The organism is Cobetia sp. (genome assembly GCF_983723665.1).
This window is the reverse complement of the sequence record NZ_CFDJES010000073.1, coordinates 8576-14651: the sequence shown is the minus strand read 5'-3', so window position 1 is coordinate 14651 and position 6076 is coordinate 8576. Positions and strand designations below refer to the sequence as shown.

Sequence of the window (6076 nt, the reverse complement as noted above, 5' to 3'; positions counted from 1 at the left end):
CCCTCGCCCTCGAGCAGGCGCGACAAGGGGATGACGCAAAGCCCCACACTCAGGGTGACGACGCCGAGTTCCGACTCGCGGTGAGGCAGCTTGAGCGACTTGACGGCATAGCGCATTGCCTCGGCCAGACTGCGCGCATGCTCGAGATCACGCACGGCCACCAGGGCGGTAAACTCCTCGCCGCCGAAGCGAACTACGCTGGCCAACGCAGCCTCTTTCCCCTCGAGAGCACCGGCGATGCCAGCGCCTTTTTCCCTGTCCAGTGTTTCCTGCAAGGCCTGGGCAATCTGATACAGGCAGTTGTCGCCCGCGACATGCCCGTAGTGATCATTGAAAGCCTTGAAGAGATCGACATCCATCATCATCAGCGCCAGACATGGTAACGGTGGCACCGGATGGGACGCTGACACGCCGTTCTTCGCCTGCTGAGCATCGCCATGGTGCTGCTTTAGCACCTCGATCAGATGACGGCGATTGTAGAGCTGGGTCAGCGGGTCGAGACAGGCCATTTCCTGCAGCTCGGCATTGCGTGATTCCACATCCTGCAGGCGCAGTTGATCGATGGAGGTCATCAGATAGGCATGACGGGCCGAGAACTCGATGCGGAAGCTGGAGATCAGCGAAAACAGGCAGAACGCCATGAAGACGAAGACGATCGCGAAGTCCATATGGGCATAGGGCATCGCTACGCTCATCACGATGGCCATCCCCCCTGCCGACAGCACCAGAGCCGAGACGAAACGCAGCTGCATCAGGACGATACCGACCAGTGGCACCACGCCCAGCGCATAGAGTTCGAGGAAGCAGCGCAGGTGGTTCTCGCGAACCGCCAGCCACGCCGCCAGGCCGATCACGCCCCACAGTGTCGCGACCAGCAGCGCCTCGCGCCCGACGGGGCGACAGACCTCACTCTTGAGGACCAGCACGAGAATCGCGAGCGCGATGCAGACGTACAGGCGCAGCATCACGGCGAGATTCTCTGTCACCGGCATCGCGACCGGCGCATAGACGGTGTCATAGAGCACGAACATCAGCTGAAAGATGATCAGGCTCCAGCAGCCCATTACGGCACGACTCATGCGCCGACGATGCTCGAACTGTTCAAAGTCCCTCTCGAGTTCAGGGGCAAAGCTCAGCCTCGCAGGAGTCGTGGCACTCAGGTGTTGCTCCAATATTGCCATTCGTGAAGGCATGTCTGATTTCCCTTCGATCGCCCTGCTTTCTTTATTACATGCGCAGATGTTGAAAGCCACGCTGACGGAGATGCTCAAGCGCCGCATGTCCGTGTTGATACCTCGCTCATGAACGAAAATCCAACGAAAAAACCGGGCCTCGATGAGGCCCGGCGCTCCTGATAAAACAGACTGCTCTGGCTGGCTCAACCGACGATGGCGTTGAGCAGCAACAGGGTGATGATGGAAATGGCCCAGGCCAGCGTCGTCGGCAGGGTCAGCACCAGCATCTGATGCTTGGTGCTCTTGACGCCGAGCATGCGATTGACGACCCAGAAATAGCTGTCATTGAAGTAGCTGAAGAACATCGCGCCGATACAGGCGGCCTGCGCGGCCAGCACCATGTTGACGTCCGGCATGCCCATCAGGATCGGTGCGGAGATCGAGGCCGCGGTAATCATCGACACCGTGCCACTCCCCTGGATGAAGCGCACCAAGGTGGCGATGATGAACGGAATCAACAGCGGCTGAAGCCCCAGTGCCGCCACCTGCATGGCGATGTAATCGCCGCCGCCACTGGCACGCAGTACCGAGCCCAGCGCACCACCGGCACCGGTGACCAGCAGGATGATACCCGCCGTCTCGACGCCCTTTTCCAGATGATCGAAAACTTCCTGCTTGGGGGTCTTCGGCATCAGACCATAGATGGCGACCAGTACCCCGATGCCCACGGCGATCACCGGGTTGCCGACGAAGGCGATGGTGCTGGTGAGCGCATTGCTGGTATCGCCCATCACGGCACTGACCAGCGTATTGAGGAAGATCAGCGCGATGGGCAGGCCGATCGGCATGCAGGACATCAGCAGGGACGGCAGCTCAGATTCAGGCATCATGCTGTCGGTGTCATGCTTGACGCTACCTTCGAAACCACCCGGCTGGGCTTCCAGCATCGCCTCGATACGCGGGCCCATCAGGCGGGCATAGATCACCAGTGCAATCAGCGCCGGCGCGGTAATCACCAGGCCCCAGCCGATCATCAGACCGATGTCGACACCGAAGATACCCGCCACGCCCAGCGGGCCCGGGGTCGGTGGCACGCTCGAGTGGGTGATGATCAAGCCAGCTGCCAGCGCGATGCCCAGACCGATCACCGAACGTCCGCTGTTGCGCGCCAGTGAACGCACCAGCGGGTTGAGGATGACGTAGGCCGAATCACAGAAGATCGGAATGGAGACGATGTAGCCCGTCAGCGCCATCGCGGCCTCTTCCTTGTTCTTGCCCAGCAGATTGAGGATAGCGTAGGCCATGCGCTGCCCGGCACCGGTCACCTCCAGGATACGCCCCATCATCACGCCGAAGCCGATCACGAGACCGATGGTGGAAAGCGTCTTGCCGAAACCGGTGGTGATGGCACTGATGACCTCATTGGGCGGCATGCCGCCGATCAACCCCGCCAGTGAGGCGGCGATGATCAAGGCCAGCAAGGCATGCACGCGGGTTTTCAATACCAGATAGATCATGACGAAGATGGCGATGCCCAGGCCGATGATGACCTGTGGCCCCGCGACGGCGGCGTCTGTCATGGGGGGCTACTCCTGTAGTTTGTTATTGTGTGGCGCAAGGTATGCGGTGTCGGCGCTGCCGGCTGGCATGACGCCGATCGTTGTTATTGACGTACTGATGTGACGAGCAGCTCTGGCAAAGGTGTCTAGCGAGCTCGTCTTGGATAAGATGCCCAGACGCTGGCTAGGCGTTGGCGCTCTCATCGCGATACGCATTGAGAATCTCGTGCAGGTCGGCATCGCCGACGAAGCCCAGCGAACGCGCCTTGCGGGTGTCAAAGCGCGCCGGCCAGCTGCCGACGATGGCGGTGATACGCGGGTCAGGCTCATGCTTGACGAGTGCCAGCGCCTGCTCGCCGGCGACATCCTTGAGCGCCGCGAGCATTGACGCGACGCTGACGGTGATGCCCGGCAGCATGAAGCAGCGAGAGAGGCCGAAGTCCGCGCTCGCCACCTCCGCGCCCTTTAGCAGGGCCGCGACCACCCGACGGGGCGACATTACGAACATCTCGAGCTTGCTCGGTACCGGGCAGATGGCGGCTTCGCCATTGAGCGGTTCGCGCAGGATGGAGGAGGCGAAGCTCGAGGCTGCCGCATTGGGACGCCCGGGGCGCACGATGATGGTGGGCAGACGCAGCACGCAGCCATCCACCAGCCCGCGACGGCTGTAGTCATTGATCAGCAGTTCCGACATCGCCTTCTGGGTGCCGTAGGAGTTCTGCGGCACCAGCGCGGTCATGTCGCTCAGCGTCTCGGGAAGATCGCCTCCGTAGGCGGCGACCGAACTGGCCATCACCAGCCGGGTGTCGCGCAATCCACGCGCCGCGCAGCCTTCCAGCAGCAGGCGAGTCGCGTCGAAGTTGACGCGCATGCCGAGCGCCAGGTCCGCCTCGGCCGCCGAGCTGACCACGGCTGCCAGGTGATAGATCACCTGCGGCTCGCCCGCCAGGCAGCGATCAAGCACCTCGGCATCGGCGATATCGCCTGCCACGATCTCGATATCCAGCGAGGTGGCCGGTTCGACTGCCAGACATGACGCCGCCTCGGGACGTGGCGCCTCGATCTGATCCAACAGGGTCAAGCGTGACAATGGCTGCCCCTTCAGGCTGCCCGTGTCGATCAAGGCCTCGGTCAGGCGCTGACCGAGAAATCCGGCAGCGCCGGTAATCATGACGTGCATCGTGTGGACTCCTTGCTCGCCGCCTGGCATGACGGCTCATGACGTGTTGTCGTTATTGGCGTTTCTGCTGTCTTGAGTCGTGATCAGGCGGTGCCGGACTGGCCGTCGTTGAGCCCGAAGGCGCGACCCCAGCCGAGGCCTGCGCGCGTCTCACCCCGCGGACGGTATTCACAGCCGATCCAGCCGTCGTAACCCAGACTCTCCAGCCGGTCGAACAGCGCCGGATAATGCACTTCACCGACATCCGGCTCGCGACGGTCCGGCACGCCGGCGATCTGCACATGGCCCATATGCGCGAACTGCGCTTCCAGATTGCGGATCAGATCGCCCTCGACGATCTGGCAGTGATAGAGATCGAACTGCACCTTGAGGTTGGCGGCGCCGACCTGGGCGAGAATCTCGCGTGCCTGCGCCTGACCACTCAGATAGAAGCCGGGCATGTCGCGCGGATTGATCGGTTCGATCAGCAGTGTCTTGCCGACCTTCTCAAGCTCGGCGGCGGCGTAACGCAGGTTGTGGATGTAGGTCTCGGTGCAACGCGCGCGCATGGCGTCATCCGCGCCCTGCGGTACCAGGCCCGCCATGGCATGCACGCGCGGACAGTCGAGCACCTGGGCATAGCGAATCGCCTCGGCCACCGAGGCCCGAAACTCCTCCTCGCGCCCCGGCAGACAGGTCAGGCCACGCTCACCGGCCTCCCAGTCGCCCGGCGGCAGATTGAACAGCACCTGCGACAGCTGGTGCTCATCGAGCCTTGCGCGCAATTCTTGCGGGGAATAGGCATAGGGGAAGAGATATTCGACCCCGCGAAAACCACTTTCGGCCGCAGCCGCGAAGCGATCGAGAAAGTCATGCTCGGTGAACAGCATGCTGAGATTGGCGGCCAATCGGGTCATGTCAGATCCTTGGATTTCACAGACGAAGACGTCATCACTCAGGGGCGCCCGAACCTGGCTTCGAGTTCCGCCACCTGTTCCGGGGTCATCCCACGTGGGTTCTTGCCCTGCAGCAGCAGGAACAGCTTGGCGGTTTCCTCAAGCTCTTCCGTGGCATAGACCGCCGCTTCCAGGGTCTTGCCGGCCACCACCGGGCCATGATTGGCCAGCAACACGGCGCAGTGCTTGCCGGCCAGGCCACGCACGGCATCGCCCAGCGCGGGGTCGCCCGGCATGTAGTAAGGCACCAGCGGCAACTTGCCGACCCGCATCACGTAATAGGCCGTCAGCGGAGGAATGCACTCGCAGGGATTCACGTCCGGCAGGCAGGACACCGCCACCGAGTGGGTCGAATGCAGGTGGACGATGGCACCCGACTGCGGGCGCTCGTCATACATGGCGCGATGCAGGAAGTGCTCCTTGGTCGGCGCGTCGCCATCGATCAACACGCCCTGGGCATCGAGGCGCGAGATGCGCGCCGGGTCCAGACGCCCCAGGCAGGCATTGGTCGGCGTCATCAACCAGCCGCCATCGTCCAGCCGCTGGCTGATGTTGCCGCTGGCCCCCATGGTCAGGCCGCGGTCGAACAGTGACTTGCCGTAGGTGGCGACCTGCTCACGCAACACGTTGATATCGTGCTGTGACTGACTCATGCGTTCTCCTCGCGAGGATTCATGGCATCCAGCACGTCGAATGCCCGGGTAAAGAAGTCTTCACCCCCGAAGTTGCCGGACTTGAGTGTCAGCGAGAGCATCGCCTCCGGCTGCGAGGGGCCGGCGGCCGGGTGCGGTGCCTGTGTCCAGGGCACACCGGGGTCGATCTGACCGCCGATACGCAGCTCACGGATGTCGAGCGCCGAGACCACCGCGCCGGAGGTTTCTCCCCCCGCCACCAGCAGGCGCCCGACGCCTTCCGCGACCAGGGTGCTGGCCAGACTGGCCAGGGCGCACTCGATGAGCTCACCGGCCTGCTTGACGCCCAGTGACGCCTGCGCCGCCTTGACACTTTCCGGCTCGGCCGAGGCGTAGATAAGAAATGGCTTGGGGTCCGTCGCCGCCAGTTGCTCACGGGCGAACTCCAGCGCCGCCTCGAAGTGGGTATCGCTCGCGTTGAGCTTGACGGGGTCCAGCGCGAAGGCAGCATGCTGCTGAGTGAAGTGCGCCACCTGCTTGAGCGTCATGCGAGAACAACTGCCGGACAGCACCATCGCGGCGCCCTGCGCCGGGG

Annotated in this window: 6 protein-coding genes; all 6 read right to left on the bottom strand. The window is 63.2% G+C overall.

Translation table 11 applies throughout. From position 1 onward, the window contains the following. Window positions 1–1079 (bottom strand): GGDEF domain-containing protein (locus AC4FAH_RS09115; protein WP_490245925.1); only part of this gene is annotated, 1079 nt, incomplete at its 3' end. Between the two features lie 299 nt (window positions 1080–1378). Then, window positions 1379–2755: a GntP family permease gene (locus AC4FAH_RS09110; RefSeq protein ID WP_131432235.1), complete on the bottom strand. Its 1377-nt coding sequence runs from the start codon at window positions 2753–2755 to the stop codon at window positions 1379–1381. Window positions 2756–2918: 163 nt separating this feature from the next. Further along, complete coding sequence (gene denD, locus AC4FAH_RS09105; protein ID WP_213114456.1) at window positions 2919–3914, bottom strand: D-erythronate dehydrogenase; 996 nt, start codon at window positions 3912–3914, stop codon at window positions 2919–2921. Window positions 3915–3997: 83 nt separating this feature from the next. Next, a complete protein-coding gene (gene otnI / locus AC4FAH_RS09100) occupies window positions 3998–4810 on the bottom strand; it encodes a 2-oxo-tetronate isomerase (RefSeq protein ID WP_153635987.1) in 813 nt (270 codons plus the stop codon). 38 nt (window positions 4811–4848) lie between these two features. Further along, window positions 4849–5502 carry a 3-oxo-tetronate 4-phosphate decarboxylase gene (gene otnC / locus AC4FAH_RS09095; protein ID WP_286988053.1) on the bottom strand — a complete coding sequence of 218 codons (654 nt, stop codon included), beginning with the start codon at window positions 5500–5502 and terminating at the stop codon, window positions 4849–4851. Then, a partial coding sequence (locus AC4FAH_RS09090; RefSeq protein ID WP_490245924.1) for a four-carbon acid sugar kinase family protein occupies window positions 5499–6076 on the bottom strand: 578 nt, incomplete at its 5' end. The genes otnC and AC4FAH_RS09090, both read right to left, overlap by 4 nt.